The sequence below is a fragment of the Yoonia maritima genome (assembly GCF_043641945.1).
In the GTDB taxonomy this organism is placed as follows: domain Bacteria; phylum Pseudomonadota; class Alphaproteobacteria; order Rhodobacterales; family Rhodobacteraceae; genus Yoonia; species Yoonia maritima_B.
This window is the reverse complement of the sequence record NZ_JBHZRX010000013.1, coordinates 1-2,092: the sequence shown is the minus strand read 5'-3', so window position 1 is coordinate 2,092 and position 2,092 is coordinate 1. Positions and strand designations below refer to the sequence as shown.

Sequence of the window (2,092 nt, the reverse complement as noted above, 5' to 3'; positions counted from 1 at the left end):
TAGATTGGGTGCCGCACCACCGCAAAGGCTGCTTTGGAACCACTTTCCCTGCTGCGGCAGTTTGCATGAAAGTCGGCAAATCAGTGTTTTTCGTTGAACGAACAGAACTTGCGCAACCTCCAGAAAGCGTCGATGCTCACTGTGCGGCAGAAGATGGGATTCCGACTTTGCGAGAGAGATTGAGTTATCGAAACTTAAGGGCCGGGTTGACTACCATTTACGTCTTACTTTTCGGGTTCATTGCGTGTGGCACACCGTCAAAAAGCTATGGGCAGGCGGTTGAGGAGCTCTCGCTTGAAAATATTCAGACAAGAGTATTAGAAACGGCGGATACGCTTCCAATTGCCATCCTTTACACCTCTGACGATGGCTCTTGCACTTTCTGCATGGAAGCTAACGCGCGGTTTACCCAAACCGCTAAGGACTTAGAGGAAACCTATCAGTTTTACACTGTAACCTTTAACCCTTGGAGACGACTTTTTGATACTACCGAGGGACAGGCACTTGTCGCCTTTCATGAGGAAATCAACTTACCGTTGATCGCTGTACCGATGGTAGCATTGTTTGCGGACGAACAGCCCGTTCGGATGGTTTCCGCAAACGCACCCGATCAGGCAGAAGCACTCAGACGCGCAATTGACATTTGGACAGAGCAATGGGCGTCGCCGCGTGGCGACATTGTGGTCGCAGAAGTTGCACACTAGGATGTGCCGGCATCGCTTCGACGACTTGATGATGATCGCCCCATCGTACTGACACTGACCTCAACAGGCACCTCATGCCGCCGCTGTCTGACCGGCAACGCGTTTATTGAGGAAGCTTCGCGCTACTTGTCATCGGATTTTATCTTTCTCAACGTGTATTTTGATCCATCGCAAACGGTTCACACCGACAACGATCTGCGGTCATTTCTTAGCGGGATCGGTGTCAGTTTTTCGGAGCTGCCAACATCCCTTGTTTTCTACAATGGGTAAGTACAAAGGTGAGTGCCCACGCTGGGTCAGAATTTACCCGTTTCGCTGTCGCAGGCCCTGCCTTTGATCAAAAACTAACTCAAAAACTGGAAAGCTGACACATGATACGACTTCTATGCCTTCTTGCCAGCTGCGCGCTCGGCGCGACACAATTGTACGCGCAAGAGCACAATTTTGAAGTGGAGCCAGGTCAATGGCGTTTCGAGGACAGCTTCAATGTGCCCGGTCTTCGGATTGCGGATTTTCGTACGACAACCAAATGTCTTGCAGAAGCTGACTCGCAGAAAAGCCTATCGGAGATAATTCGTGACATGACTGGTGGTCCCGACAATGATTGCAGTGTTTCGAACATGTCACAACTTCCCGGTAGTATCTCTTTGGATATTGCCTGCCAGACAAGCAAAGCAGGTTTTCAGCTCCAATCAATTGGACGAATGAGTTACGAATACGCCCGTACATCGTATTCAGGTGACATGTCCGGCAGTTTAGTTCTGCAAGGTCAAGAGTTCCCATACGAGGGGCAAGCATTTGCCGAACGGATTGGCGACTGCTGACGATTCAAAAATTGTGGCGTTCCGTGCAGAAATGTCAACTGCGAAATACCGTAGTAAAGTGTGAACTTAGCTTCATCTCATTTTGCGGTAGTGTCGAAAGCCCGCTCTGACGGGTAGCATCGCAGCATTGGTTTGGGGGGATCAATGGCGCCAACGGGCCGGACGTCAAACCTGACGCATGGCCCGAGGAGTAGGGTAGGTGCCAAACAACTACTTTTGGTTCGCGACAACAGGATCCCACTCTAGTTGTTGGTGTTGATGAGCCGAGTTGCAGCGCTAAGCACACCAGCGCGATTGTTCACCACACTTTGACGTGTCCGTCCTGCATTGCCACTTAGGCGCTAGATTTGCAAGCAGACGCTGTAGTGTCAGGTTTGCACCCATGAGGTGTTTAGTTCGTTAAAACTAGGCGAATTCCTATGTCGTTGATATTAAAGGGGAAGGAGTCCCTTTAATTCTTAAGGATTCCGACAATGTTCTGAGTCTAAATTAGTGTTGCAACCAAGTAGAAATGTCACCCGGAGTGCAAAGCAGAAGTGTCACCAAAAGCGCTGACGGTAGCAA

At 49.9% G+C, this 2,092-nt stretch carries 2 protein-coding genes; both read left to right on the top strand.

Annotation, left to right across the window (positions count from 1 at the left end):
• The coding region (locus ACHUEV_RS17825; protein ID WP_394182285.1) for a hypothetical protein at window positions 1-704 on the top strand (704 nt) is incomplete at its 5' end.
• A gap of 371 nt (window positions 705-1,075) precedes the next feature.
• Window positions 1,076-1,528 (top strand): DUF3617 domain-containing protein, encoded by a 453-nt coding sequence (locus tag ACHUEV_RS17820; RefSeq protein WP_394182283.1) that lies wholly within the window; start codon window positions 1,076-1,078, stop codon window positions 1,526-1,528.
• Window positions 1,529-2,092: the final 564 nt, after the last annotated feature.